This is a genomic window from Castellaniella sp. UC4447_H14 (assembly GCF_052978285.1).
The window spans coordinates 2,205,028-2,230,278 of the sequence record NZ_CM129666.1 but is presented as its reverse complement, the minus strand read 5'-3'; the positions used below and the strand labels follow the sequence as shown (position 1 = coordinate 2,230,278).

Below are 25,251 nucleotides of genomic sequence, written 5' to 3'. Positions count from 1 at the left end.
ATTTGGGTGAAGCGTCAGTATCCCAGATAATGCGGCAGCCACAAGGCGAGCTGGGGGAACAGCACGACCAGCACCAGCGCCCCCATCATGCCGCCCACCATCCAGAGCACCCAGCGCACCGTGCTTTCCATGGGCACCTGGGCGATCTTGCATGACACCATCAGGTTCACGGCGACGGGCGGCGTGAACTGCCCCACGGCCACCATCAGCGTGAGGACCACGCCCAGCCACACCAGATCCCAGTGGAACGCCATGGCGACCGGCTGGATCAGCGGCACGAAGATCAGGAAGATGGAAATGCCATCCAGGAACATCCCCGCCACGATGAGCAGCAGGATCAGCAGCGCGAGCACGCCATACGGCCCCAGCCCCGAATGCACGATGGCGTTGGTCAGGGGGTCGATGATGCTCAGCGTGGACAGGGACCAGGCGAAGATGCCGGCCAGCGTCACGATCAGCAGGATCACCGCCGAGAGTTCGCCCGCTTCGCGCAGGATCGGAAACAGATCGCGCCATGACATGGTGCGGTGCACGAACATGCCGATGAACAGACCGTAGAACACGGCCACCACGGCCGCCTCGGTGGGCGTGAAATAGCCCATGCGCATGCCGCCCAGAATGATGACCGGTGCCGACAGCCCCCAGACCGCCTGGTACAGGCTGCGCCAGAACGGCGGACGGGGCTCCCTGCGGGCCTCGGCGCCCATGTTGTGCCGGCGGGCGAGCCATATGGCTGGAATGATGAGACCGATGCCCGCGAGGATGCCCGGAATCATGCCGGCCGCGAACAGGGCGGGGACGGAGGCCTGCGGCACCAGGATGGAATACACGATCATCGCGATGGAGGGCGGAATCAGGATGTCGGTCGCGGCGCCCGCGGCCACCACGCTGGCCGAGTAGGCGCGAGGATAGCCCGCCCGGTTCATGGCACCGATCATGATGGCGCCCACTGCGGCGGCGCAGGCCGGTCCCGAACCGGAGATGCCGCCCAGGAACATGGCGACGGTGATGGCGACCACCGCCAGCATGCCCGGGCCATTGCCGGTGATGGACTGGGCCAGCCGGACCAGCCGTGCGGCGACGCCGGACCTGTCGAAGATCGAACCCACCAGGACGAACATGGGGATCGCCAGCAAGGGATACTTCGCCAGCCCCGCATAGAAGCTTTGCGCGACGGCCATGAGCCCGAACCAGTGCGTGTCCGGGTTGGCCAATCCGATGGCCACTGTGCCTGCGGCCCCCAGCGCCACGCCGACCGGCGCGCCGATGGCCATCAGGACCACGAACATCGTGAAGAGCAAGGTGGGAATCATGGATGCAGTCTCCATGCGCGCTGCAGCATGCCGATCAGGCGCAGCGAGATCGTGGTGGACAGCACCGGCAGCCACATCGAATACCACCAGGTCGGTACGCCGATGGCGGGCGACGTGTCCCCCCAGTTGTAGTCGTCCAGAGCCATGCGGCCCAACAGGACCGTCAGAGTGATGAAGAACAACAGGCAGACGCCGTTGGCCGCGAGCGTGAAGCGCCGTTGGCGCGCGGGGGTGCCTCCGTCGGCCAGCAGCTCGATGCGGATGTGCAGGCGCCGCACGAAGGCGGACCCGCTGGCGCTCATGGTGAGGACAACCAGGAGAAAAATGGAGATTTCCTCGGTCCAGGCAAAAGACTCGGACGTGAGATAGCGGACGATGACGTTGGCGAGCGTGATGCAGGCCAGAATGGACATCGTGAGCACGGTGACCCAGTCTTCCAACAGCAGCGGGATGCGAACGGGGGGATCGGGGGGTGGCGTGTAGAGGCCTGCGGGGTCGGCGGCGTGGTTCTCTGGCATGGGTGCTGCGGGTGGCGAGGTTGGAGCACGGTTGAAACAAGACCCTTCATACTACAGCCAGATGCTGCTTTTGCCAGTTCGGGCATTCCCGGGACCAGCGGCCACGCGGCCGGCCCATGTGTCGTCGCCGATCGGGGGCCCGGGTGGGCGGGGACAACCCGACGGTGCCGGTGAAGGGGAAGGCGTGGATCGGTCCCGATCGTTGATAAACTGGCGTGCAGTGACGTTTTTTGTCCACGTTTACATTCCGATCATCCGAGGTTCTTTCCGGTGAATGCTTCCGTTCCTTCCGCATCCCTTTCGGCGGCGACCACGCCTTCCGTGGCTGTGGGCCGCAATGGCGCCCAGGTTTTGCTGGACGCGTTGATTGCATTGGGAGTGGACACGGTGTTCGGCTATCCGGGGGGCGCGGTCTTGCCGCTTTACGATGCGCTCTACAGCGAACCGCGCATTCGTCACATTCTGGTGCGCCATGAACAGGCCGCCATGCACGCGGCCGAGGGCTATGCCCGCACCACGGGGCGCACCGGCGTGGTGTTCGTCACGTCCGGTCCTGGCATGTCCAATACCACGACGGGGCTGCTGGATGCGATCTGCGACTCCATTCCGGTGCTGTGCATCAGCGGCCAGGTGGCGACCAGCGCGATCGGGACGGACGCGTTCCAGGAATGCGACGCCGTGGGTATCTCGCGGCCCGTCACGAAGTGGAATGCCCAGATCAAGCGCGTCGAGGACGTGGCCGGCCTTGCCGCCAAGGCGCTGCGGCTCACCCGCAGCGGTCGGCCGGGTCCCGTGCTGCTGGACTTTCCGAAGGACCTGCAGATGGCGCAGGTGCCTGCGGAATGCCGGACGGCGGCCCCGGAACCGGTGACCACCGCCGAGGCGCTGTCGCCCGTCACCGAAGCGAACCTCAAGCGGGCGGCCGCACTGATTGCCCGTGCCCGGCGCCCGGTATTCTATGGCGGGGGCGGCCTCATCAACTCCGGGCTGGACGCCTGCCACGCCTTTCGCAGCCTGGTGCAGGCCACGCGCGCGCCTTGCACGCTGACTCTGATGGGATTGGGCGCCTATCCGGCCGACAACGATCAATTTCTGGGCATGTTGGGGATGCACGGCACGCTGCAGGCCAATCTCGCCATGCACCACGCGGACCTGATCGTGTGCGTGGGAGCGCGGTTCGATGATCGCATCACCGGTCGCCTGTCGGATTTCTGCCCCTTTGCGGAAAAGATCCACCTGGACATCGATCCGGCCTCCATCGACAAGGTGGTGCGCGCCGATGTGGCGCTGGTGGGCGACTGCTATCCCTTGCTGCGAGCGCTGCACAAGGAACTGGATCCGCAGGCGCTCGATCCCCGCCGCCTGGATGAATGGTGGCAGCGCATCGGTGTCTGGCAGGCACGCGACTGCCTGAAGGTGACGCCGTCGGATCAAGTCATCCTGCCTCAGGACCTGATGCAGCGCGTGGACCGGCTGCTGTCGGGCCAGGATGCCATTGTCGCCACGGACGTGGGACAGCACCAGATGTGGGCGGCCCAGTATATCCGCGTCAATCGGCCTCAGCGCTGGCTGACGTCGGGCGGCGCGGGCACCATGGGCTATGGTCTGCCGGCCGCCATCGGTGCGCAGATCGCCCATCCCGACAAGACGGTGGTGTGTGTGAGCGGCGATGCCTCGGTGCTGATGAATATCCAGGAACTGGCGACCGCCATGCAGCATGGTGCGCCCGTCAAGCTCATCCTGTGCAACAACGGCCACATGGGCATGGTGCGCCAGTGGCAGGAACTGATTCACGAGGGCCGTTACAGCCATAGCTATAACGCGTCGCTGCCGGACTTCGTGGCGCTGGCCCGGGCGTTTGGCTGGGGCGCGGCGCGTGTCGAACATCCTCGTGACCTGGACGCCGCGCTGGCCGCTTGTCTGGCCCACGATGGGCCGTATTTCCTGGACGTCGCCGTGGTGCCGCTGCAGAACTGTTTTCCCATGATGCCCGCCGGCTGCGGGCATCAGCAAGTCATGCTGTCCGAAGACACGTGGTACGTGGAAGAGTGACTTTCCGCGCCCGGGCGAGCAGCGTGTGCCCCCTGGTTTTCTGTATGTCTGACTCGAGGACTTTTCATGGCCATTCGCATTGTTGACGTGCGAGAGGTGACCAAGCGGATCGCTTCGCCCATTCGTAACGCCTACATCGACTTCTCCCGGATGACGACCAGCCTGGTGGCGGTAGTGACCGATGTGGTGCGGGACGGTGAGCCCGTCATCGGCTACGGATTCAATTCGAACGGTCGCTACGGCCAGGGCGGCCTGATCCGGGAGCGCTTCGCCCCACGCCTGCTGGAAGCCGATCCGGCTTCCCTGATGGACGACGCTGGCGACAACCTGGACCCCGTGCGTGTCTCCGGCGCCCTGATGTCGAACGAGAAGCCGGGCGGCCACGGCGAGCGATCGGTGGCGGTGGGAACACTGGACATGGCGGTCTGGGACGCGGTGGCCAAGATTGCGGGAAAGCCGTTGTTCCGTCTGCTGGCCCAGCGTCACGGCGTGCAGCCCAATCCCAAGGTTTTCGTCTACGCGGCCGGCGGATACTACTATCCCGGCAAGGATCTTGGCGCCTTGCGGGCCGAGATGCGCCGCTATGTGGATCGCGGATACAACGTCGTGAAAATGAAAATCGGCGGGGCGCCGATCGAGGACGACCGTCGGCGCATCGAGGCGGTTCTGGACGAAGTCGGCACCGAGGCGCGGCTGGCGGTGGACGCCAACGGCCGGTTCGATCTCGAGTCGGCCATTGAGTACGCGCGCATGTTGAGCGACTACCCGCTTTTCTGGTATGAGGAGCCGGGGGACCCCCTGGATTATCGGCTGCAGGCCGTTCTGGGGCAGTTCTACGAACGGCCCATGGCAACGGGCGAGAACCTGTTCAGCCATCAGGACGCCGACAATCTTCTGCGCTATGGGGGCATGCGGCCCGACCGCGATTTCCTCCAATTCGATTGCGCGCTCAGCTACGGGCTGGTCGAGTATCTGCGCACGCTGGACGTGGTGAAAAGCCATGGCTGGTCCTGGGACCGCTGCATTCCGCACGGGGGCCACCAGATGTCGCTCAATATTGCCGCGGGACTGGGCTTGGGAGGAAACGAATCGTACCCTGATCTTTTCCAGCCCTACGGCGGGTTTCCCGATGGCGTGAAAGTCTCCGATGGGCATATCATCATGCCTGACATCCCCGGAATCGGGTTCGAAGGCAAGTCCGATCTCTATGCTGAAATGCAGGCCCTGAAGTGAAAACACATCGTATTGCAGTCATCCCCGGAGACGGGATCGGGCGTGAAGTCATGCCGGAGGCGCTGCGGGTTCTGGAAGCCCTGCGCCAGCGGTACGGGTTGTTGCTGCAGTTCGAGCCTTTCGATTGGGCCTGCGCGGAGTTCTGGCAGCAGCACGGGACGATGCTCCCTGACGACTGGTTCGAGCGCCTCCGGGGGTTCGATGCGATCCTGTTCGGGGCAGTCGGCTGGCCGGAGGTGGTGCCCGACCACGTGTCCTTGTGGGGATCGTTGCTGAAGTTTCGCCGCGGCTTCGATCAATACATCAACCTGCGCCCGGTCCGCCAGATGGCCGGAGTGCCCGCGCCGCTCGCCGGCCGCAAGCCCGGCGAGATCGATTTCCTGGTGGTGCGCGAAAACACCGAAGGGGAGTACACGAATCTCGGGGGCCGCATCTACGAAGGCACCGACCGTGAGGTCGTCATCCAGGAGTCGGTCTTTTCTCGCCACGGGGTCGATCGGGTGCTGAAATTCGCGTTCGATCTGGCGGCCCAGCGTCCGCGGCGGCACCTTACCGCAGCCACGAAATCCAATGGCATTGCGATCAGCATGCCCTACTGGGACGAGCGCCTCGCGGCCATGGCGACCCAATATCCGGGCGTGACCTGGGACAAGCACCATATCGACATATTGTGTGCCCGGTTCGTCCTGCAGCCGCAACGCTTCGACGTAGTGGTGGCGTCCAATCTTTTCGGCGACATCTTGTCTGATCTAGGGCCCGCCTGTACGGGCACGATCGGCATTGCACCGTCGGCCAACCTCAATCCCGAACGGCGCTATCCGTCGTTGTTTGAACCCGTGCATGGGTCGGCCCCCGACATTTACGGTCAGAACATCGCAAATCCGGTGGGGATGATCTGGTCGGCTGCCATGATGCTGGACTTCCTGGGCAGCACCGATGAGGGGTGCCGGGCGGCGCATGATACGCTGATGTCAGCCATCGAACAGGTGCTGGAACACGGTCCCCGCACGCCCGACCTGGGCGGGAAGGCCAGCACCCAGATCATGGGCCAGGCGATCGCGGATCTGGTTGCGGCGGCCTAGTGTCCCGTTCGGTCGGTTTGTGTCCTTGAATTCGGATGCATGCGCCATCCAGACAAGGCGCGAACCGCAGTGATGGCAAGGGCTATCACGAGGATGTGCAAGGCAGTATGGGTGGCGCAGGCGCCGAATTCAAACATCAGGATTGACCGAATGGGACACTGGCCGCCGGCGCGTCAATCGAGGCGGTTCAGCGCAGCCGCCAGGAAATCGACGAAAGTCCGCACACGCGTGGACAGCTTGTACCGCTGGGCGTAGATCGCGTAGATGTCCGCGTCGGGGGTCGTGTAGTTCGGCAAGACGGTTTGCAGGCGGCCGTCGGCCAGGTATTCCCGGATGTCCCACTCGGCCCGCATCAGGATGCCGTGGCCGTCCAGCGCCCATTTGACGGCGATCTCCCCGTCGTTGGTGGCGAGGTTTCCGTGGATGCGGACCGTCTCGGTCTTGCGGGTGGCTTCCCGCCCGCTGGAGAGACGCCACACGCCGTATGCCTGGTCGCCCTGACGGATTCCGATGCAGTTGTGGCGGATGAGGTCATGGGGGACGAGCGGCACCCCGTGCCGCTTCAGGTACCCGGGCGAGGCGCACAGCAGGCGGCGGTTGGCCACCAATAGACGGGCCACCACCCGGGCGTCCGGTGGCTCCCCGAAGCGGATGCACACGTCGAACGCATCGTCGGTCAGGGGCGGGGGCGTCACGGACAACTGGAGCCGCACTGAAACCCCGGGGTAGGCCGACACGAACTGCGAAATGATGGGCGCGACATGGCTTCGGCCGAATCCGAGAGTGGCATTGACGCGCAGCAGCCCCGTCGGGCGTTTGCGCGCGCCGCCCAGCAGTTCGCCCAGTGTGTCGATTTCGTCCAGGATGCGGCGGGCGTGTTCCAGGTAGACCTCGCCTTCCGGGGTGAGCATCATGCGCCGCGTGGTCCGCCGGATGAGAGGGATCGCGAGGCGCCGCTCCATCGCGGACAGCCGCTTGCTCACGGCAGCCGGCGTCAGGCCCAGTTCGCGTGCGGCCGCACTCAGGTTGCCGGCCGAGGCCAGCGTCGAGAAGAAGGTGAAGTCGGCCGCCTGGATCGGGTCCTGCATCGTGCTAGAGGCCGCAGGTCTCGGGCATCTCGCGGATCTCGAGATGCACGTCGGCTTGCGTCAGGTCGATGGATTGCAGGGCATAAAGCGCGTCCACGAAGCCCACGGCAAAACTGGCGGGACCCGCGGCGATCTTGCCCGCTGCTTCGCCCGCGAGCTTGAAATGGGCGTGCGCGGCGATCGTGGCCTCGAAATCGCTGGCCAGCCGGGTTCCGTCTGCGGCCCGCTGGGCCGCCAGGTAGGCCGCCGTCAGCGAACCCAGCGAACAGCCAGTGCCGATGACGCGCGGCATGAGCGGGTGGCCGCCACCCACGCGGGCCAGGCGCACGGTACTGCCGGAGACTTCGACGATGGCATCGCGCGCGCCCGAGACGGCCACCACCGCTCCCGTGGATTGGGCGAGGCTCATTGCCGCGACCAGTACCGCGTCGACCTCGTCGGTCGCGTCCACGCCGCGCCCGCCGGCGCCTTGGCCGGCCAGGGCGGCGATCTCCGAGGCATTGCCGCGGATCACGCTGGGATGGCATTCGGCCGCTTGCTGGATGCGCGTCGTCCGAAAATCGATAACGCCCACGCTGACGGGGTCCAGCACCCAGGGTTTGCCGAGTTGACGGGCGACACGAACGGCCGCGTCGGCCGCGAGCAACTGGTGGCTCGTGGCGGTGCCTAAATTGATCAGGATGCCGTCCGCCAGCCGGGCGAACTGACCGGCGTCGGCCTCGTGGTCCAGCATCGCAGGTGCGGCGCCAACGGCCAGCAGCACGTTGGCGCTGAATTGCTGGACGACCGTGTTGGTGATGTTCTGAATGAGAGGCGCAGCGGCGCGCAGCCGCGCGTGCAGAGCAGGCAAATCCAGAGCCATGACAATTCCTACGCTAGCGCTAACCAGATCAGGTTCGATGGGTCTGTTCTCAGCGCACTGTCATCGCTGTCCGGCCATGTGGCCGTTGGTGGAAGAGCAGGGAGCACCCCATGTCATGGGAGCACTTTAGCAGATTCGCGGATCTGCCGTCCCGCATGGTCTCGGAACCCCGACGCAGGCGAAGTCCGGTTTTTTCGCGCGACGGTCTATGTTTTGACAGGTAAGGACGGCCGGCTACACGCAGCGGCCGCCGTCCACTTCCAGGCAAACGCCCGTGATGAACGTGGCCTCGTCGGAAGCCAGGTACAGGCAGGCGTTGGCCACGTCGTCCGGCGTGGAGAAGCGTCCCAGCGGGATGCCGGCCACGAACGTGGCGCGATTCTCGGGGGTGTCGGGCTGTCCCATGAAGTCCGCCAGCAGGCCGGTGGCTCCGATCACCGGATTCACGCAGTTGACGCGGATGCGGTCGGGGCCCAGCTCGGCCGCCATCGATTTGCTGGTGGTGACCACGGCGCCCTTGGTGCCGTTGTACCAGGTCAGGCCGGGGCGCGGCCGGATCGCGGCGGTGGAGGCGATGTTGACGAAGACCCCGCCGCCCTGCCGCCGGAAATGCGGCACGAAGCTTTGCGCGCTCAGGAAGATGCTTTTTACGTTGATCGCGTAGATGCGGTCGAATTCGGCCTCGCTGACTTCCAGCATGGGGCGGTTGCGGTGCGTGGTGCCGGCGTTGTTGACGACGATGTGCAGGGCGGAATAGTGCGCCAGCGTCTGGTCGCGCAGCCCGTCCATGCTCGCGGCGTTCGCGACGTCGACGGCGACGAAATGGGCCCGTCCGCCGGCGGCCTGGATGCGGGCCACGGTTTCCTGGCCGGCCGCTTCGTTGATGTCGGCCACCACGACGCGGGCGCCTTCGCGTGCGAATGTTGCGGCAATGCCCCGGCCAAATCCCGAACCGGCACCTGTCACGATGGCGACTTTGTCCTGTAGACGCATGCTTCCTCCTCTAGTGTCTCAGCCGTGGTGGATCGCCACGGTTTTCAGTACGGTGAAGCCAAGCAGTGCTTCGAAGCCTTTTTCCCTTCCGTACCCGCTGGATTTGACGCCGCCAAAAGGCAGTTCCACCCCGCCGCCGGCACCGTAATTGTTCACGAAGACCTGGCCGCAGCGAAGCTGGCGGGCGAGCCTGAGCTGGCGCGCGCCATCGCGGGTCCAGACGCCTGCGACCAGGCCGTATTCGGTGCCGTTGGCCAGATCCAGCGCGTGCGCCTCGTCACGAAAAGGCTGCGCGACCAGCACGGGACCGAAGATCTCCTGGCGGGCCAGCGCGCTATCGGCCGGTACATCGCGAAAGAGCACGGCTTCCTGGTAGTAGCCGGTGGGCGGCGCCCCCTCCATGATGCGCCCGCGCGCGGCCTCCGTCAGGCGCTCCTCGCGCGCCACGTTCAGCATCTGGCGAACGCGCTCGAACTGTTTCCGGTTCACCAGCGGGCCCAGGTCCGGATGACGGGAAGGAGGGCCGGCGCGCAGCTCGCGGAAGCGTTCCGCAATCCGTGCAATGAACGTTTCGTAGATGCTTTCCTGGACGAGCAGGCGGCTGCCGGCCGAGCAGGTCTGGCCGCTGTTCTGGATGATCGCGTTCACGATGACCGGGAGCGCCTCGTCCAGGTCAGCGTCCTCGAACACGATCTGCGGCGACTTCCCGCCGAGTTCCAGTGTCACCGGGCAGTGGCGGCGGGCGGCGGCTTCGGCGACCCGTTGGCCCGTGACCGTGGATCCCGTAAAGGAAATGTGCGCGATGCCCGGATGCGCCGTCAGCGCCGCGCCGGCCTCGTGGCCGTACCCCGTGACGACGTTCAATACGCCGGCGGGGAAGCCGACCTGCGCGGCCAGCTCGGCCAGGTACAGCGTGGAGAGGCTGGCGTCCTCGGCCGGCTTGACGACACAGGCGTTGCCGGCGGCAAGCGCCGCCCCCACGCTGCGCCCGAAGATCTGCATGGGGTAGTTCCACGGGATGATGTGGCCGGTGACGCCGTGCGGCTCGCGGATCGTGAGTACCGTGTAACCTGTTTCGTAGGGCAGGGTTTCGCCGTGCAGCTTGTCGCAGGCCCCGGCGTAGTATTCGAGGTAGCGCGCCAGCGCCAGGACATCGTTGCGGGACGTGGACGGCGCCTTGCCGGTGTCGCGGCCCTCCAGTTCTGCCAGTGTGTCGGCGTGCTGCAAGACGGCCTGGCACCAGCGTGCCAGGAGACGGCCCCGGTCCCGGGCGGAGGTCACGGCCCAGGGGCCATTGAGGTGCGGGCCCATGGCGGCCTGTGCGGCCCCGACGGCGCGATGCACGTCATCGGCCGAGCCGCGCGCCAGCTCGTCGAAAGGCTGCCCGTCGGCCGGATCGATCACGGAAATCGTCCGGCCGTCGGAAGCCGGGACGGGGGTGTTGTCGATGAAATGATGGGCGGGCATGGGGCGGTTCCGGATCAGGCGGCTGAGATTCTGCGGCTCAGGGTTGCGTGATGTGCGTAGAGAGTGGAGGGAACCCCGCTATTCTAGTGTGCCGTCGGGCGCATTCGCGCGCACCGGCAAACCGGACGGCACACTAGTGTAGCGTCCGTGTCGAAGGGTGGCTTTCGCAACACGCATGCTGCAATGCGGAATTACCCTATAAGGCCGGCTCGGATGGCTATTTGCGCCGCTTTCCGCGTTGCGGGGCGGCGCGTATCGTGTTTGAATATTCCGAACTTTTTGCGCACCGTCCTGGTCGATTCAACAGGCGCGCGTCATAGCGGGAAGCTATAAAGGTCACAAGGAGACTGCGAAATGGCAAGGGGAACGGGATTGATTCGTTGGCTGGCGGCCGCCGCCTTGGTGGGCGCGGCGGCGACGCCCGTTCTGGCGCAGACCACGCTGAAGATGGCTTATGCCTTGTCGGAGACATCGCACTATGGCGTTGCGGCGGCGGCGTTTGCCAAGTCGCTGGCGGCCAGCGACCCCGCCTTCAAGATCCAGCAGTTTCCGAACAGCCAGCTCGGCGGCGAGCGCGAGGTCATCGAAGGCCTCCAGCTGGGCACCATCGACATGGCGATCGTTTCCACCGGTGCGACGCTGAATTTCGTACCGCAGACTGGGGTGTTCGACATCCCGTTCCTGTTTCGCGACCTCGCGCATGCGCGCAAGGTGCTGGACGGCAAGATCGGCCAGGACATGCTGGCGCAGTTTCCCAAGCGCGGCCTGGTGGCACTGGCCTGGGGCGAGCAGGGCTTCCGCCATCTGACCAACAATGTCCGGCCCGTGAAGACTCCGGCGGACATCAAGGGGCTGAAGATCCGTACGACGGAAAACCCGATTCACATCGCAGCTTTCCGCCAATTGGGCGTGCTGGCCACTCCGATGGCCTGGCCCGAGGTCGCGACGGCCCTGCAGCAGGGCACCATCGACGGTCAGGAAAATCCCCTTTCGGTGCTGGTGTCGGTGAAGATCTGGCAACTGCAGAAATATCTCTCGCTCACGGCCCACGTCTACGGGCCAGCGCTCATCATGATTTCGCCCTCGGTGTATGACGGGCTGTCGGATGCGGACAAGACGAAGTTCAAGGATGCGGCGCACGCCGCAGTGGTCGCCATGCGCGCCTACGTCGACCATGTGGAAAAGGATGGCGTCGAAACCCTGAAGAAAAACGGCATGCAGGTCAACACGGTGGATCACGCCGCCTTCGTGAAGGCGGTGGAGCCCATCTATCCGCAGTACTACAAGCAATTCGGCAAGGACCTGGTCGAGTCCATCCGCAATACGCAGTGATCTGCCGCGCAGCGAGGCTATGCATATCCTGGGCTTGATTGATCGCGGGCTGTTCCGGACGGTGTCCTGGGTGGCCCAGGCGCTGCTCTGGTCGGCGGTGGCCGCCGGCTTCTATCAGGTGCTGGCGCGTTTCGTTCTGGAATCCCCATCGGCATGGTCCGAGGCCTGGACGCGCGCTTCCATGATCTGGTCCGTGATGCTGGGCGTGGCGCTGGCGTTTCGCCAGGGCGCCATGCTGGGGGTGGATCTCCTGCACAACCTGCTGGAACCGCACAAGGCGCGGCTTCTGGAGCACCTGGTCCTGCTGATCGTGGCCGGGTTTCTCGTTTTCCTGGCCTGGGTGGGCGTGGACATGACGTGGCGGGTGCGGTTCCAGACCATGCCCAGCCTGTCCGTGTCGATTTCCTGGGTCTATGTGTCGATTCCCGTAGGCGCCGTTCTGTCGCTTGTCGGGGCGCTCGCCTGTTGGGCGGGTCCGCGCCGCCCCCACATCGAAACCACCTGATCCGGAGCGTGGAGCATGTCGCAGTTGATGGTCCTCTCCATGCTGCTGTTTTTCGGCCTCACCGTGCCGGTGGCGGTTTCGATCGGGCTCGCGTCCATGGTGGCGGTGGGCGCCGATGGCCACATGACGTGGCTGGTGATCGCGCAGCAGCTCTACGCCGCGATGGACAAATACCCGCTGGTCGCCGTGCCGTTCTTCATTCTGGCCGGCAACTTGATGGAGGCGGGCGGCATTTCCGAGCGGATGGTGGAATTTGCCAAGAGTGTGGTCGGCGGCGTCCAGGGCGGGCTCGCCTGCAGTTGTGTACTCACTTGCATGATCTTTGCGGCGGTGGCGGGCTCCAGCGTGGCCACGACCTTTGCCGTGGGGTCCATCCTGATTCCCGCGATGGTGAAGCATGGCTATCCGCCGCCGTTTGCGGCGTCGCTGCAGGCGTCGGCCGCGGAACTGGGCGTCATCATTCCCCCCTCCATTCCGATGATCCTCTTTGCGGTTTCCACGGACACGTCCGTGGGAGAGGTATTCATCTCGGGGATCGGCCCAGGGATCCTGATCGCGGTCGCCATGATGCTGTACGTGTGGCTCTACGCGCGCAGTCACGGTTACGGCACTCGCGACGGCGACAATCGCCTGCCGGTCTGGGCCGCCTTCAAAAAGGCGTGGTGGGCGCTCCTCATGCCCGTCATCATCCTGGGCGGCATCTACGGCGGCATCTTCACCCCCACCGAAGCTTCGGCGGTGGCGGTGGTGTATGCGCTGTTCGTCGGCACATTCATCTACCGCCGGCTGGATGCCAGGACATTGAGCCGCACGTTCCACCGCTCGGTGGTGTCCACGGCCATCATCATGTTCATCATCGCCAACGCGGGCGTATTCGGCTTTCTGCTGAATCGTGCAGGTGTGCCCATGGCACTGGGCGAGTGGCTCAGCCATCTCTTTCACAGCAGCTTCACGTTCCTGATAGGCGTGAACGTGGCCTTGTTCATCATCGGCATGTTCATCGAGACGTCGGCCTCCATCGTGGTGCTGGCCCCGCTGCTGCTGCCGGTCGCCACGCAGTTTGGCGTCGATCCCGCGCATTTCGGCGTCATCATGGTGGTGAACCTGGCCTTGGGCATGGTGACGCCGCCCTTTGGCGTGAATCTGTTTGCCGCCTGCACGGTGGCCAATGTGCCGATCGAGAGGCTGATCCGGCCGTTGCTGCCTTTCGTGGGCGTAGTGCTGTGCTGCCTGATGGCGATCACGTATTGGCCGGATCTGTCGCTCTATTTGCGCGATGTGGTGTATCGCTGAGCGGTCTTTAGCGTGGTGCTGATCAGCTTGGCCGGGGCAATCTGTCAGGGTTTCGGCTCGTGGTGGCCGCCGAAGGCGTGGCGCATGGCCGACAGCATCTGGTTGGCGAACAGGTCCTGGCCGCGGGACGCGAAACGGGAGAACAGCGCCGAGCTCAACACTGGCGTGGGGACACCTTGTTCCAGGGCCGCCTGCGCGGCCCAGCGGCCTTCACCGGAGTCGGAAACCGCTCCCTGGTAGTGCTTCAGGTCCGGGTCCTGCCGCAGCTCGTCGGCCGTCAGGTCCAGCAACCATGAGCCGATCACGCTGCCCCGCCGCCAGAGCTCCGCGATGTCCGCCAGGGGGAACTCGTACTGGTGGTGCTCAGGGTGCTCGAGGGGCGTGGTTTCGGCATCGGTCCGATGGTCGTGGCGTCCCACGTTTGCGTGCCGCAGAATGTTGAAGCCTTCGGCATATGCGGCCATCAGCCCGTATTCGATGCCGTTGTGGATCATCTTCACGAAGTGACCGGCGCCGCTTTCGCCGCAATACAAAAAGCCTTGTTCGGCGGGCGTCGGCGGCCCCTGGCGCCGTGAGGAGCGGGGGGCAGCCTCGAAGCCTGGGCTCAGCGCGGCGAGGATCGGTTCCAGGGAACGGCAGGCCTCCGCCGGTCCTCCAACCATCAGGCAGTAGCCGCGCTCTCGGCCCCACACACCGCCGCTGACGCCGACATCCACATAATGGATGCCGCGGTCCGCCGCGATTCGCGCGCGTCGGATGTCCTCGGTGTAATGCGAATTTCCGCCGTCGATCAGCGTGTCGCCCGCCTCCAGCAGGGGGAGGGTCCGTGCCAGGACCGAATCGACCACCCCGCTGGGCACCATCATCCAGACGGATCGCGGTGTGGGGAGGCCACCGATCAGGCCCGCGATGTCGTCCGCTGTGGCAATGCCCTGCGCGGCACTGCGTTCCCGGGCGGCTGCATCCGAGTCATGGCCGATGCAGGCAATGCCTGCAGCCTGCAGGCGCAGAATCATGTTGCAACCCATGCGTCCCAGGCCGATCAGGCCGAGCGTTCGGGTGAAGCGGTGGTCGCTCATGGGCAGTCAGCTCCTTCCTAGTGTCCCGTTCGGTTGGTTTGTGTCGTTAAATTCGGATGCATGCGCCATCCAGACAAGGCGCGAACCGCAGTGATAGCGAGGGCTATCACGAGGATTTGCAACGCAGTATGGGTGGTGTAGGCGCCGAATTTAAACATCAGGATTAACCGAACGGGACACTAGAATGCCGCGCCGTCGTCATCGGCAGCGGGGGTGTCCGGCTTGCCGGGTTTGGAGGATGCTTTGCCGGCGGTCTTGCGGGAAGGCTTTGCCCCGGCCGCCCCCCCGTTCGTACCGGTGGCCGTCCTGGCGCGCGTGCTCCGGGTGGCGACCTTCGACGTCGCCTTGGGCTTCTTTGCGGGGGTGTCGGTCGCTTTCGCGGCCGGGGCCCGGACGCTGGCCGGCTTTGAGCCGCCTCCTTTGGCGGCGGTGCCTGCCCTGGGCGCCCGCGCTTCGAACTCGAACCCGATCTTTCCGTCCTTCTGCCGCACCAGATATGCCTTGAACTTGCGGTTCGTGCGGCTGGAGACGAATCCCTGGAACAGGTCGGTCTTGCCGGTCTCCAGCAGCTTGGCCATTTGCGCGGCGGGAATCTCCTGTTGCAGGATCACCTTGCCGCTGCGGAACGTGCAGGACTTTTCGGGGCCGACGGAGTGTTCGCACACATAGTTCATGCCGTGTTCGAATACCCGCCCGCCGCATCTGGGGCACTGTCCCAGCGGGGTCTGGCCCGAGAAGTCCACGGCTTCGCTGTCTTCATCGTCTTTCTGGCCGAAGTCGAATTCCAGTTTGAATTCGTCGGTGATGCGCAGCAGAGCCGCAAACGGGCGTCCCATTTTGCTGATGAAACCCGTCAACGGCCCGAGTTCGCGCCGCTTCAGCAGTTCTTCGACTTCCGAAATTTCGAACGTGCGCCCGCCCGGATGCTTGCCGATGGAGAAATCGCAGTTCGTGCAGGCGTAGCGGCGGTAGTTCTCCTTCACGACCCCGCCGCATTTGGGACATGGTGTCTGCAGGGTAGCGTAGTCCCCGGGTACCGTGTCGCGTTCATATTCCTTGGTGCGCTTGACGATGACCTGGGTCATCTGCGCGATCTCCCGCATGAAGGACTCGCGGTCCAGCTTGCGTTGCTCGATGAGCTTCAACTGGTGTTCCCACTCCCCAGTCAGTTCGGGGGAGGTGAGTTCGTTGACGCCCAGGCCCGAGAGCAGCGTCATGAGCTGGCGCGCTTTCGCGCTGGGAATCAGGTCGCGCCCTTCGCGGCGCAGGTAGCCTTCGTTCAGGAGCCCCTCGATAATGGCAGCCCGGGTGGCCGGCGTACCGAGTCCGCGCTCCGACATGGCCTCGCGCAGCGCCTCGTCATCCACGAGTTTGCCCGCCCCTTCCATGGCCGAGAGCAGCGTGGCCTCGGTGAACCGCGCGGGCGGCTTGGTCGCCAGACCCCGTGCCTCGATGTCTTCGGTGCGCACGCGTTCGCTCTCCGCGACCGGAACCAGCGAGGCATCCTGGTCCTGGGATTCGCGGCCGTAGATGGCCAGCCAGCCCGGCGATACCAGGACCTTGCCCTCGGTCTTGAAGGCATGGCCCGAGACCTGCGTGATGCGGGTGGTGACGTGGAACTCGGCGGCGGGGAAGAACACCGCCAGGAAGCGCCGCGCCACCAGTTCGTAGATCTTGAATTCGGCGTCGGACAGTTCGCGCGGCACCTGCAGCGTGGGGATGATGGCAAAGTGGTCGGAAATCTTCGTGTCGTCGAAGATCCGCCGGTTGGGCTTGACCCAGCTCTGCTTCACGACCTGGGCGGCGAACGGCTGCACCGTACGGGCAGCCCCCGATTCGCTGTCGGCCAGCACCCGCATGGTCTGTTTTACCGTGTCGACATAGTCTTGGGGCAGGTAGCGCGAGTCCGTCCGTGGGTAGGTGAACGCCTTGTGGCGCTCATACAGCGTCTGGGCCAGCGACAGCGTGGTCTTGGCCGAAAAGCCGAAGCGCGAGTTGGCCTCGCGCTGCAGCGTGGTCAGATCGAAAAGCGCGGGCGACACCTGCGTGCTGGGTCTGGATTCCTCGGTCACGGTACCCGGCTTTTCGCGGCAGGCCGTGACGATGCTTTGAGCGGCGGCTTCCGACCAGAGACGCGAGTCGCGCGAGTCGGCGTCCTGATCGTTCTTTTTGAAATTCGGGTCGAACCAGCGGCCCTCGTAGAGACCGGCTGCGGCCACGAAGGTCGCGTGAACCTCCCAGTAGTCGCGCGAGACGAATCCGCGGATGCGGTCTTCCCGTTCCATGACGATGGCCAGGGTGGGGGTCTGTACCCGGCCCACCGGGGTCTTGAAGAAGCCCCCGTCTTTGCTGTTGAAGGCTGTCATGGCCCGCGTGCCGTTGATGCCAACCAGCCAGTCGGCCTCGGCGCGAGACCGCGCGGCCGCCTCCAGCGGCTTCATGGTGGCGTCGTCGCGCAGGTTCTGGAACGCTTCCCGGATGGAGGCTTGGGTCATCGACCGCAGCCAGAGGCGCTGGACCGGCTTTTTGATCCCCGCATACTGAATGATGTAGCGGAAGATGAGTTCGCCTTCGCGCCCTGCGTCGCAGGCGTTGATGACGGCGCTCACGTCCTTGCGCTTGAGCAGCTTGACCAGCATCTTCAGCCGCTCGCCCGATCGCTTGTCGGTGGGGCCCAACTCGAATTGCGGCGGAATCACGGGGAGATGAGCGAAACTCCATTTGCCGCGCACCGGGTCATTGGGCGCCACCAGACTGAGCAGATGCCCCACGCTGGAGGACAGCACGTACTGGTCGCTCTCGAAGTAGTCCCCCTCGCGGGTGAACCCCCCCAAGGCTCGGGAAATATCCAGTGCAACCGACGGCTTTTCAGCAATGATCAGAGTTTTAGTCATGAAGTTCCAGTAGCGAGCGGATGTGCCGCCGCATAGCGCGGATCATACGACGAATATATCAAACAGGTATGGCATCCATGCCCGGGCGGGCCGTCCGCAACCCGTGCGCCAGAGGGGTGGTTCAAGGGAAACGCCGCGCCCAGCGCGCGGTTGCCTCGTCCAGGAAAGCGTCCACGCCCCCAGCCGGAAAGGGTGTGAAGCCCAGCGCTGCCCAGGCTTGCAGCAGCGGCTTGAGCGGGTCCCGCGCGTCCAGCGCCGGCGCGTGGTTCTGCTTCGACAGCTTGTGTCCTCCGGCATCCAGAACCAGCGGAACGTGCATCGTGCGTGGCGCCGGCACGGCCAAGGCTCGCGCAAGCTGCCGCTGGCGGCCCGTGGAGTCCAGCAGGTCGATGCCGCGGACCACGTCCGTGATGCCCTGGGCCGCATCGTCCACCACAACCACGAGCTGATAGGCCCAGAGACCGTCGGCGCGCCGGATGATGAAATCTCCCACGTCGCGTGCCACGTCCTGGTTTTGCGGTCCGAGCCAGCGGTCCTGGAAGGACTCCCGGCCTGGCTCGACGCGGAAGCGCCACGATGGCCGTGGAGTGGCATGCGACCCGCCTGAAGTCCGGCCGCCCGTCGGCTCTGGCCGGCAAGCGCCCCGGTGGGGCCCGGACAGCCGCTGGCGCCGGCTGCAGGTGCAGGAGTAGGTGCGCCCGGCCGCCTGGAGGCGCGCGAAGGCGGCCTCATACAAGGGGTGGCGGGCGGATTGCCACACCGGTGGCCGGTCCCAGCGCATCCCGAGCGCCGCGAGCTGCGCCATGATGGTCTGGTCCGCGCCCGCGACGGTGCGCGGCGTGTCGATATCCTCGATGCGCAGCAGCCACGCGCCGCGATGGGCGCGGGCGTCCAGGAAGCTCGCCAGGGCCGCTACCAGGGAGCCCGCATGCAAGGGGCCGCTGGGACTGGGTGCAAAGCGTCCGACGTAGTCGCCCTTGGGACGCGCCGCCTCAATGGACATGGCAAAAGACGCAAGGCCGGGCTGTCGCCGGTCAATGCGCCAGGCGCGGGTCGTCGTCGGCCAGGAGTTCTTCGAAGATCAGGTGATCGACCTCGGCTTCCTGGCTCCAGAGCACCATGAGGGCCAGGACCTTGATCTCGGTCAGGCTGAGCGGCGCCTGATGGGCTGCCTGGGCGCAACCGATCAGAATTTCGCGCAGGGCCGGCGGCAGGACCCCGGAGTTTTCCAGGAACACGATGAAGCCGATGGCTTCGGTCCCCAGCGCGCGGTATTCCTTCTCGGTGTAGATCCGCGGCGCGCGCGACTCCGTGTGCCGGTCCAGGGGAGCCAGGACCAGGCATTGCTCCGTCGTATTGGCCAGTTCCCGCAGCCAACTGAGCGCGTCGTCGATGTCTTCGTGCTCGAATCCGGCCGCGGCCAGCTTGCTGGCCAGGATCTCGGCGCGCGGACAGGCTTCAGGCGTGTAGTAATTTTCGAACAGATAGACCAGGATATCGTACATGGCGTCGCATCCAGAATTGCGCCTACAGTGTACTTGATCCGCCCAACCGGAAGGGGATGCATCCACAGGGCAAAACCCACCGGCTGGACGTCAGGGGCGCAGGCGCGATTTGCCCCACATGTTTTCGATGCCATTCACGCAGGCAATCAGTTCCTTGGCGACCTGTTTCTGTCTCGCCTGTGCCATCCGGTGTTGAATGGATGCCACGAAGATGGCGGCGACGGGGGCCTGTGTGGCGTCATGGATCGTGCGTCCGATCGCTGTTACATCGAATGCGGCGCTTCCTTCATCGATGGCGATGTCTCCGCGCGCCCGGGTGGCCTCGACGGCGGCGAGCACGGCTTTTTCGGTCAGATGGTATGCGGGCAGACGTGGCGCAATGGCCCGCAGCGTGATTTCTATATCGCTGTCCTGCATGGAGGCCAGGATCGCTCCGCCGCCCGCGCCCACCCCGAGAGGGTGGCGATCACCCTCCGTACGGGTCATGGTCTGGATGGGGAAGCTGCCCGCGATACGATTCAGACACACCGTTTCGAAGCCGCTGCGCAGGATCAGGAAGACCATGTCACCGGTCGATTGGGCAAGGGCTTGCAAGGGCGCCTGACAGACCTCGCGCAGATTGGTTTCAGGCAGGGCCGACAGACCCAGCTCGTACAGCAGCGGCCCCAGACGGTAGCCGCGCGCCGGATCCCGCACCAGCAGACGTTCGATCACCAGGCGATGCAGCAACCGCTGGACGGTGGATTTGTCCAGGGCCGCCATGGTGGCGATATCCAGCAGCCGCAGGTGGCGGGACTGGCTGGAGGCGATAATGCGCAGCAGTAATGCGGCGCGTCCTACAGTCTGTGCGGGAAGGGGGGACGACGAAGGCATCGCTGTGGAATTCTCGATATGTGATATTTGCAGCCACTTTATCACTATGGAGCCGGCCGTGGAAGCATGGTATCCACCCGGCCTGGATCTCCGGAATCGCTACAGCCACCCCCTGTGGCCCATTGTTTTATATGAAGAAAATAGAACGAACGGCACTCAGCACCACGTTATCAGAGTTTGTAGGTGTTTATACCTAGATATATCAATAAATGAGAATCAAGGCGGCGTCTCGTTGACAGCGAGGATGCGCGGTTTCAGGATTGACCCATTCGCTCGTACCGCCCGGCCCCCGTAGGGAGCTGGTCGTCGGGCGTTGCGGCGCGGAACGGGCTCGATGACCCGAAGCCGACGACTCCGCGTCCTCCACCAAGAATCAGAGGTTCAAACCATGAAATCCTGGGGCATGTTCATTGGCGGCACGTATCGGCCCTCTGCATCCGGCAAGACCTTCACCATTCGCAACCCCAAGAATCAGACCGTCATCGGCGAGGTCAGCGAAGGGGATGCCGCCGACATCGATCTTGCCGTCCAGGCGGCGGAGTCCGCGCGGCTTTCCTGGGCGGGTCTTTCGGGGGCCGAGCGGGGCGATATCATGCACCGTGCGGCCGAAGCTCTGGAGACCCGCCTGCCGGATCTCCTGAGCCTCGAAGTCGACCAGATCGGGCGCCCATGGCGCGAGATGGAGGCCCAGCTCGCGCGACTGCCCGAATGGTTCCGGTATTTCGGCGCGGTCGCGCGTACCCAGGAAGGCGCGGTGCCGCCGTTTTCAGGGGATCATCTGAACTACGTGCTTCGCCTCCCGCTGGGGGTGGTCGGGCTCATCACTCCGTGGAATCATCCGCTGCTGATTCTCACCAAGAAGGTGGCCCCCGCCCTGGCGGCCGGAAACGCGCTCGTCGTCAAGCCCAGCGAGCTGGCCCCCATCACGCCGCTGATTCTCGGGGAAATCCTGACCCAGGCCGGCGTTCCGCCCGGCGTCTTCAATGTCGTTCCGGGATTCGGCGCCGGCGCCGGCGCGGCGCTCGTCAAGCATCCAGGCATCCGCAAGATCGACGTCACGGGTGGAACCGCCACCGGGAAGGTCATCGCGTCCCTCGCGGGACAGAACCTGACGCAGGTGGGTGCCGAACTGGGCGGCAAGGCTGCCGTCATTCTCTTTCCTGACGTGGACGTCGAGCGCGCCGTGTCGGCGGCACTGTTCGCGGCCTTCATCGCCAGCGGCCAGACGTGCGTCCAGGGGGCGAGGATCCTGGTGCACCAATCCGTCCATGATCAGGTCGCACAGAGACTCGTCGAGCGCTCCCGCGCCATCCGGCTGGGTGACCCGCGTGATCCCGAGACGCAGATGGGACCTCTGGTTTCCGCGAAACAGCGCGATTTGACAGAAAAATACGTCGCCATCGGACTTCAGGAGGGTGCACACCTGGCTGCCGGCGGCAAACGCTCCGAACGAGCCGATCTCCAGGACGGCTTTTATTATGAGCCCACGGTCTTTACGGACGTTACGGGCCCCATGAGGATCGCCCAGGAAGAAATCTTCGGGCCGGTGACGTGCGTCATTCCCTTCGCGACGGAGGACGAAGCCGTGTCGATTGCCAATGACATCGATTATGGCCTGGCCACCAGCGTCTGGACCCGCGATGTGTCCCGCGCGCACCGCGTGGCACAGCGGCTGGAATCGGGTATTGTCTGGATCAACGACCATCACCGCATCGGGCCGGCGTCCCCTTGGGGCGGCTTCAAGATGAGTGGGATCGGGCGCGAAAACGGCATCGTGGCCTACCAAGCCTACACGCAGCTGCAGAACATCATGGTGAATCTCTCCGATGAACCGTTCGATTGGTACGCCGACGACGGCCGGCCAAAGAGGTATAGCTGACATGCGCATCGACATTCACAGCCACGTCATTCCGCGCCGCTTCCTGGGCGCGCTGGAACGGTCGCCCGACGAATTCAAGGCACGCGTGGATCCGCAAGGCGAAACCCGCAGGATCGTCCATGAGCAGGGATATGCCTACCCCCTCTTCGAGGAATTCCACGATCCGGAGGCGAAGCTCGAATCCATGGATCGCAAGGGAATCGACATCTCTGTCATTTCGCCGGCGCCTCCAATGTTCTACTACTGGGCCGACGCCGACCTGGCCCTGAAGGTGGCCGGACTGGTCAACGATGGCGTGGCCGAGATGGCGGGCGCGAACCCGGCCCGGCTGCGCGGCATGGCCACGATACCGATGCAGCACCCGGATGCGGCGATCGCGGAAATGGAACGGGTTGCCCGTGATCATGGTTTCAGGGCCATCGAGATCGGGACCTCGATCGAAGGTGCACAGTTGGACGACAAGCGGTTCCGCCCCGTGCTGCGCCGTGCGCAGGAACTGGGTCTCTTTGTCTTTGCCCACCCCTACTATGTCGGTGCCAAGCAGGGTCTGGAGGACTATTATTTGACCAATCTGGTCGGGAATCCTCTGGACACCGCCGTCATGGTCGCCCGCCTGATGTACAGCGGGGTGCTGGACGAACTGCCCGAACTGAAGATCTGTCTGGCGCACGGCGGGGGATTCACGCCCTACCAGCTGGGGCGCCTGGTGCATGGGCACAAGGTTCGGCCAGAAGCGCACAAGGCCACCCGAACCTCGCCGAAGGAACTGATCCGTCGGTTCTATTTCGACAGCCTGGTCTTCGAGCCAAAGGCCCTGCGCTATCTCATTGATCTGGTGGGGGCGGACCGGATCTGCATCGGGACTGATGCGCCCTTCGACATGGGTGATGATCATCCCGACCAGACCATCGCAGCCATTCCTGGCCTGACGGATGTGGAAAGCCACGAGATCTGCTGCGGCACGGCCATGCGCCTGCTTGCGGAGGGGACGGGTCTTTAGCAGCACGAGCCAACAAAAAGGATTCTACGGAAGGAGCAAAAAGCATGGGAAAGATCGGAGACAGCGTACGGGATCGTGTGCCCTACGTACCCATTCACAAGCGGAAGAAACTCAAGCTGCCCGGCGATGGCAAGATCATCCTTTGGACCATCGTCAACGTCGAGAACTGGCGCCCCCAAAAGCCCATGCCCCGCGTCTTGCTTCCGCCGCCCATGCATCAGACGATGCTGCCCGACCTGCCGAATTGGGCCTGGCATGAGTACGGCATGCGGGTGGGCTTCTGGCGCTACCTGGACGCGCTCAAGAGCCGCGACATGCGGGCGACCCTGGCGATCAATGGCAGCGCCTGCAAGCTTTACGAGGAGGCTTCCGCGGCGGCTCATGAAGCGGGGTGGGAATTCATCGGCCATGGCTATGTCCAGACCCCCATGCACACGGTCGAAGACGAACACAAGGCCATTGTCGATACGATTCAGGCCATCAAGGATTGCACCGGCAAGCCGCCGCGCGGCTGGGAGAGCCCGGGGCTGACCGAAACGGACGACACGCTGGACCTGCTGGCCGAGGCCGGCATCGAGTATGTCTGCAACTGGCCGCTCGACGACCAGCCGGTGCGCATGCGGACCAAGACCGGAAGGATGACCACCCTGCCGTATCCGGTCGAAATCAATGACGTCGTCATGAGTGCCGTGCAGTTGCAGCCGTCCGACGAAATTCTCCGCCGCGGCCGCGACCAGTTCGACCGGCTCTACCAGGAGAGTGCCGACTCCACGCGGATCATGGCGATCTCGGTCCATCCCTTCCTGACCGCGGTGCCGCACCGGATCAAATATCTGGAGCAGTTGTTCGACTACATCCTGGGCCACGACGGGGTCGTTCCCATGACGGGATCGGAGATCCTCGACTGGTACGACGCGCAGGTCGAGTAAGGCGCTCCGTCCCTCTGGCGCCGGACGAGCTCCGTCCGGTGCCCCGCATTCATAAGACTCCGGACAGTTTCGGCATCCACATCACGGTCGCCGGCAGATACGTCACGATCACCAGCGCGATCAGCGCAATGATGAGGAACGGGATGCAGCCCCGGACCACCTCGGCGAAGTGGGACTTGAAGGTCACGATCCCCACGAAAAGGTTGATGCCGAATGGCGGGCTGATCATGCCGATGGCCAGATTGAGCGTCAATATCGCTCCCAGGTGGATCGGGTCGATGCCTGTGGCAATGGCGGCCGGATAAATGAGGGGCGCCAGGACGATGATGGCCGAGTTCGGGTCAATGAACATCCCGGCCAGCAGGAATATGCCGTTGATGATGAGGAGCAGCGATTCGGCCGACCCCTGGCCGATCGCCCCGGCGATCATCTGAGGCACCTGCTGGACCGTCATGAACCAGGTCATGACGGATCCCGCGGCGATCAGGATCAGGAGCATGGCGATCGTGCCTGCCGACGTGCCTGACACATCGAAGAGATCGCCGAGTTTCAGGCGCCGGTAGATGCAGACCTCCACGAAGATCGCATAGACTGCCGAGACCGCCGCAGCCTCGGTGACGGTGAAGTATCCGGTGTAGATCCCGCCAAGTATGATGACCGGCAGCATCAGGGACCAGCCCGCGCGCCGCAGGGCGTTGGCGGTGAGCGACATCGAAAAGTGCCGGGACGCGCCTATGCCGTGGCGCAGGGCGTAGAACAGCGAGTACAGGATCAACAGGAGCAGGAATACCAGGCCCGCACCAAAGGCCGACAGGAAGACCCTGGCGATGGACTGGCCGGTCTGCAGGCAGTACAGGATCACGGCCACGCTGGGCGGGATCAGCATGGCCAATGTGGATCCCGTCAGGATCAGCCCGATGGAAAACTGCTTGCTGTAGCCCTGCTTGATCAGAGCGGGGTAGACGATTGGACCCACGCTGACCACGGCCGCCACGCCGATGCCGGAAATGGCGCCGAACACCGCCATGGTGAGCGCAGTCGCAATCGCAAGGCCTCCGGGGATGTGCCCCACGAGGGCGTCGGCGACCGCCACCAGCCGATTGCCGATTTCTCCCCGCGAAATGACATCCGCCGCAAAGATGAAGAGAGGAATGGCCAGCAATGGCGCAATGTTGACTCCCTGGACGGCCCGCTGGGCAACCGACAGAGCAGGCAGGCCGAGGTCCGACACATTGAAGGCGACGATGGTCGGCAGCAGCAGCGAGAGGAAAATAGGGACTGAGAGCACCAGCAAGGCGCCCAGACCAATGAGCAAGACGGCGACAAAGGGCATTTAGTTCCTCTTCGCGATAGG

Annotated in this window: 21 protein-coding genes and 1 riboswitch; of the genes, 9 read left to right on the top strand and 12 right to left on the bottom strand. The window is 64.6% G+C overall.

Translation table 11 applies throughout. The features are described 5' to 3' along the window. Positions 1–14 precede the first annotated feature (14 nt). Positions 15–1,313 (bottom strand): TRAP transporter large permease, encoded by a 1,299-nt coding sequence (locus ACVCMJ_RS10735; protein ID WP_447081403.1) that lies wholly within the window; start codon positions 1,311–1,313, stop codon positions 15–17. After that, positions 1,310–1,831, bottom strand: a complete 522-nt coding sequence (locus tag ACVCMJ_RS10730) for a TRAP transporter small permease (RefSeq protein WP_447081402.1) — start codon at positions 1,829–1,831, stop codon at positions 1,310–1,312. Before ACVCMJ_RS10730 ends, ACVCMJ_RS10735 begins: the two co-directional genes overlap by 4 nt. Before the next feature lie 321 nt (positions 1,832–2,152). On the opposite strand from ACVCMJ_RS10730, the gene ilvB reads away from it, so the two are divergent. The 3 genes from ilvB to ACVCMJ_RS10715 all read left to right on the top strand — a co-directional run bounded on the left by ilvB (position 2,153) and on the right by ACVCMJ_RS10715 (position 6,198). Then, positions 2,153–3,883, top strand: a complete 1,731-nt coding sequence (ilvB, locus tag ACVCMJ_RS10725) for a biosynthetic-type acetolactate synthase large subunit (RefSeq protein ID WP_447082571.1) — start codon at positions 2,153–2,155, stop codon at positions 3,881–3,883. Positions 3,884–3,955: 72 nt separating this feature from the next. Next, on the top strand, positions 3,956–5,116 hold the full coding sequence (locus tag ACVCMJ_RS10720) for a mandelate racemase/muconate lactonizing enzyme family protein (protein ID WP_447082570.1): 1,161 nt from the start codon (positions 3,956–3,958) through the stop codon (positions 5,114–5,116). A gap of 50 nt (positions 5,117–5,166) precedes the next feature. After that, positions 5,167–6,198 (top strand): tartrate dehydrogenase, encoded by a 1,032-nt coding sequence (locus ACVCMJ_RS10715; RefSeq protein ID WP_447082569.1) that lies wholly within the window; start codon positions 5,167–5,169, stop codon positions 6,196–6,198. A 173-nt stretch (positions 6,199–6,371) separates the two neighbouring features. Here the strand turns inward: ACVCMJ_RS10715 and ACVCMJ_RS10710 are convergent, their stop codons facing one another. From ACVCMJ_RS10710 to ACVCMJ_RS10695, 4 genes are all read right to left on the bottom strand, one after another. Next, positions 6,372–7,286, bottom strand: coding sequence for a LysR family transcriptional regulator (locus ACVCMJ_RS10710; RefSeq protein WP_447081401.1), 915 nt, complete (start codon positions 7,284–7,286; stop codon positions 6,372–6,374). A 4-nt stretch (positions 7,287–7,290) separates the two neighbouring features. Beyond that, complete coding sequence (gene thiM / locus ACVCMJ_RS10705) at positions 7,291–8,148, bottom strand: hydroxyethylthiazole kinase (protein ID WP_447081400.1); 858 nt, start codon at positions 8,146–8,148, stop codon at positions 7,291–7,293. Continuing rightward, positions 8,136–8,269, bottom strand: a riboswitch (TPP riboswitch). (Overlaps the previous gene by 13 nt.) A 113-nt stretch (positions 8,270–8,382) precedes the next feature. Then, positions 8,383–9,141 (bottom strand): SDR family oxidoreductase, encoded by a 759-nt coding sequence (locus ACVCMJ_RS10700; protein ID WP_447081399.1) that lies wholly within the window; start codon positions 9,139–9,141, stop codon positions 8,383–8,385. Between the two features lie 18 nt (positions 9,142–9,159). Continuing rightward, positions 9,160–10,608 (bottom strand): aldehyde dehydrogenase family protein, encoded by a 1,449-nt coding sequence (locus tag ACVCMJ_RS10695; protein ID WP_447081398.1) that lies wholly within the window; start codon positions 10,606–10,608, stop codon positions 9,160–9,162. Between the two features lie 354 nt (positions 10,609–10,962). On the opposite strand from ACVCMJ_RS10695, the gene ACVCMJ_RS10690 reads away from it, so the two are divergent. From ACVCMJ_RS10690 to ACVCMJ_RS10680, 3 genes are read left to right on the top strand one after another with little or no spacing between them, the layout of a single operon-like run. Then, positions 10,963–11,940, top strand: a complete 978-nt coding sequence (locus ACVCMJ_RS10690; RefSeq protein WP_447081397.1) for a TRAP transporter substrate-binding protein — start codon at positions 10,963–10,965, stop codon at positions 11,938–11,940. A 19-nt stretch (positions 11,941–11,959) separates the two neighbouring features. Further along, positions 11,960–12,445 (top strand): TRAP transporter small permease, encoded by a 486-nt coding sequence (locus ACVCMJ_RS10685; protein WP_447081396.1) that lies wholly within the window; start codon positions 11,960–11,962, stop codon positions 12,443–12,445. Positions 12,446–12,460: 15 nt separating this feature from the next. Next, positions 12,461–13,738 carry a TRAP transporter large permease gene (locus ACVCMJ_RS10680; RefSeq protein ID WP_447081395.1) on the top strand — a complete coding sequence of 426 codons (1,278 nt, stop codon included), beginning with the start codon at positions 12,461–12,463 and terminating at the stop codon, positions 13,736–13,738. A gap of 44 nt (positions 13,739–13,782) precedes the next feature. Here ACVCMJ_RS10680 and gnd read toward each other — a convergent pair whose 3' ends face one another. From gnd to ACVCMJ_RS10655, 5 genes are all read right to left on the bottom strand, one after another. Beyond that, positions 13,783–14,817, bottom strand: coding sequence for a phosphogluconate dehydrogenase (NAD(+)-dependent, decarboxylating) (gnd, locus tag ACVCMJ_RS10675; RefSeq protein ID WP_447081394.1), 1,035 nt, complete (start codon positions 14,815–14,817; stop codon positions 13,783–13,785). Positions 14,818–14,996: 179 nt separating this feature from the next. Beyond that, entirely contained in the window at positions 14,997–17,711 is a 2,715-nt protein-coding gene (locus ACVCMJ_RS10670) for a DNA topoisomerase III (protein ID WP_447081393.1), read from the bottom strand. Positions 17,712–17,832: 121 nt separating this feature from the next. Then, complete coding sequence (gluQRS, locus tag ACVCMJ_RS10665; protein ID WP_447081392.1) at positions 17,833–18,714, bottom strand: tRNA glutamyl-Q(34) synthetase GluQRS; 882 nt, start codon at positions 18,712–18,714, stop codon at positions 17,833–17,835. A gap of 31 nt (positions 18,715–18,745) precedes the next feature. After that, positions 18,746–19,216, bottom strand: a complete 471-nt coding sequence (locus tag ACVCMJ_RS10660) for a DUF494 family protein (protein WP_447081391.1) — start codon at positions 19,214–19,216, stop codon at positions 18,746–18,748. A 90-nt stretch (positions 19,217–19,306) separates the two neighbouring features. Further along, entirely contained in the window at positions 19,307–20,089 is a 783-nt protein-coding gene (locus ACVCMJ_RS10655) for an IclR family transcriptional regulator (RefSeq protein ID WP_447081390.1), read from the bottom strand. Between the two features lie 388 nt (positions 20,090–20,477). Here ACVCMJ_RS10655 and ACVCMJ_RS10650 point away from each other — a divergent pair, with 388 nt between their 5' ends. From ACVCMJ_RS10650 to ACVCMJ_RS10640, 3 genes are read left to right on the top strand one after another with little or no spacing between them, the layout of a single operon-like run. After that, positions 20,478–21,968: an aldehyde dehydrogenase gene (locus ACVCMJ_RS10650; protein ID WP_447081389.1), complete on the top strand. Its 1,491-nt coding sequence runs from the start codon at positions 20,478–20,480 to the stop codon at positions 21,966–21,968. Position 21,969: 1 nt separating this feature from the next. Then, positions 21,970–22,968 carry an amidohydrolase family protein gene (locus ACVCMJ_RS10645; RefSeq protein ID WP_447081388.1) on the top strand — a complete coding sequence of 333 codons (999 nt, stop codon included), beginning with the start codon at positions 21,970–21,972 and terminating at the stop codon, positions 22,966–22,968. A gap of 44 nt (positions 22,969–23,012) precedes the next feature. Beyond that, positions 23,013–23,897, top strand: a complete 885-nt coding sequence (locus tag ACVCMJ_RS10640; RefSeq protein ID WP_447081387.1) for a polysaccharide deacetylase family protein — start codon at positions 23,013–23,015, stop codon at positions 23,895–23,897. Between the two features lie 49 nt (positions 23,898–23,946). Here the strand turns inward: ACVCMJ_RS10640 and ACVCMJ_RS10635 are convergent, their stop codons facing one another. Next, positions 23,947–25,230 carry a TRAP transporter large permease gene (locus ACVCMJ_RS10635; RefSeq protein ID WP_447081386.1) on the bottom strand — a complete coding sequence of 428 codons (1,284 nt, stop codon included), beginning with the start codon at positions 25,228–25,230 and terminating at the stop codon, positions 23,947–23,949. Between the last annotated feature and the right edge of the window lie 21 nt (positions 25,231–25,251).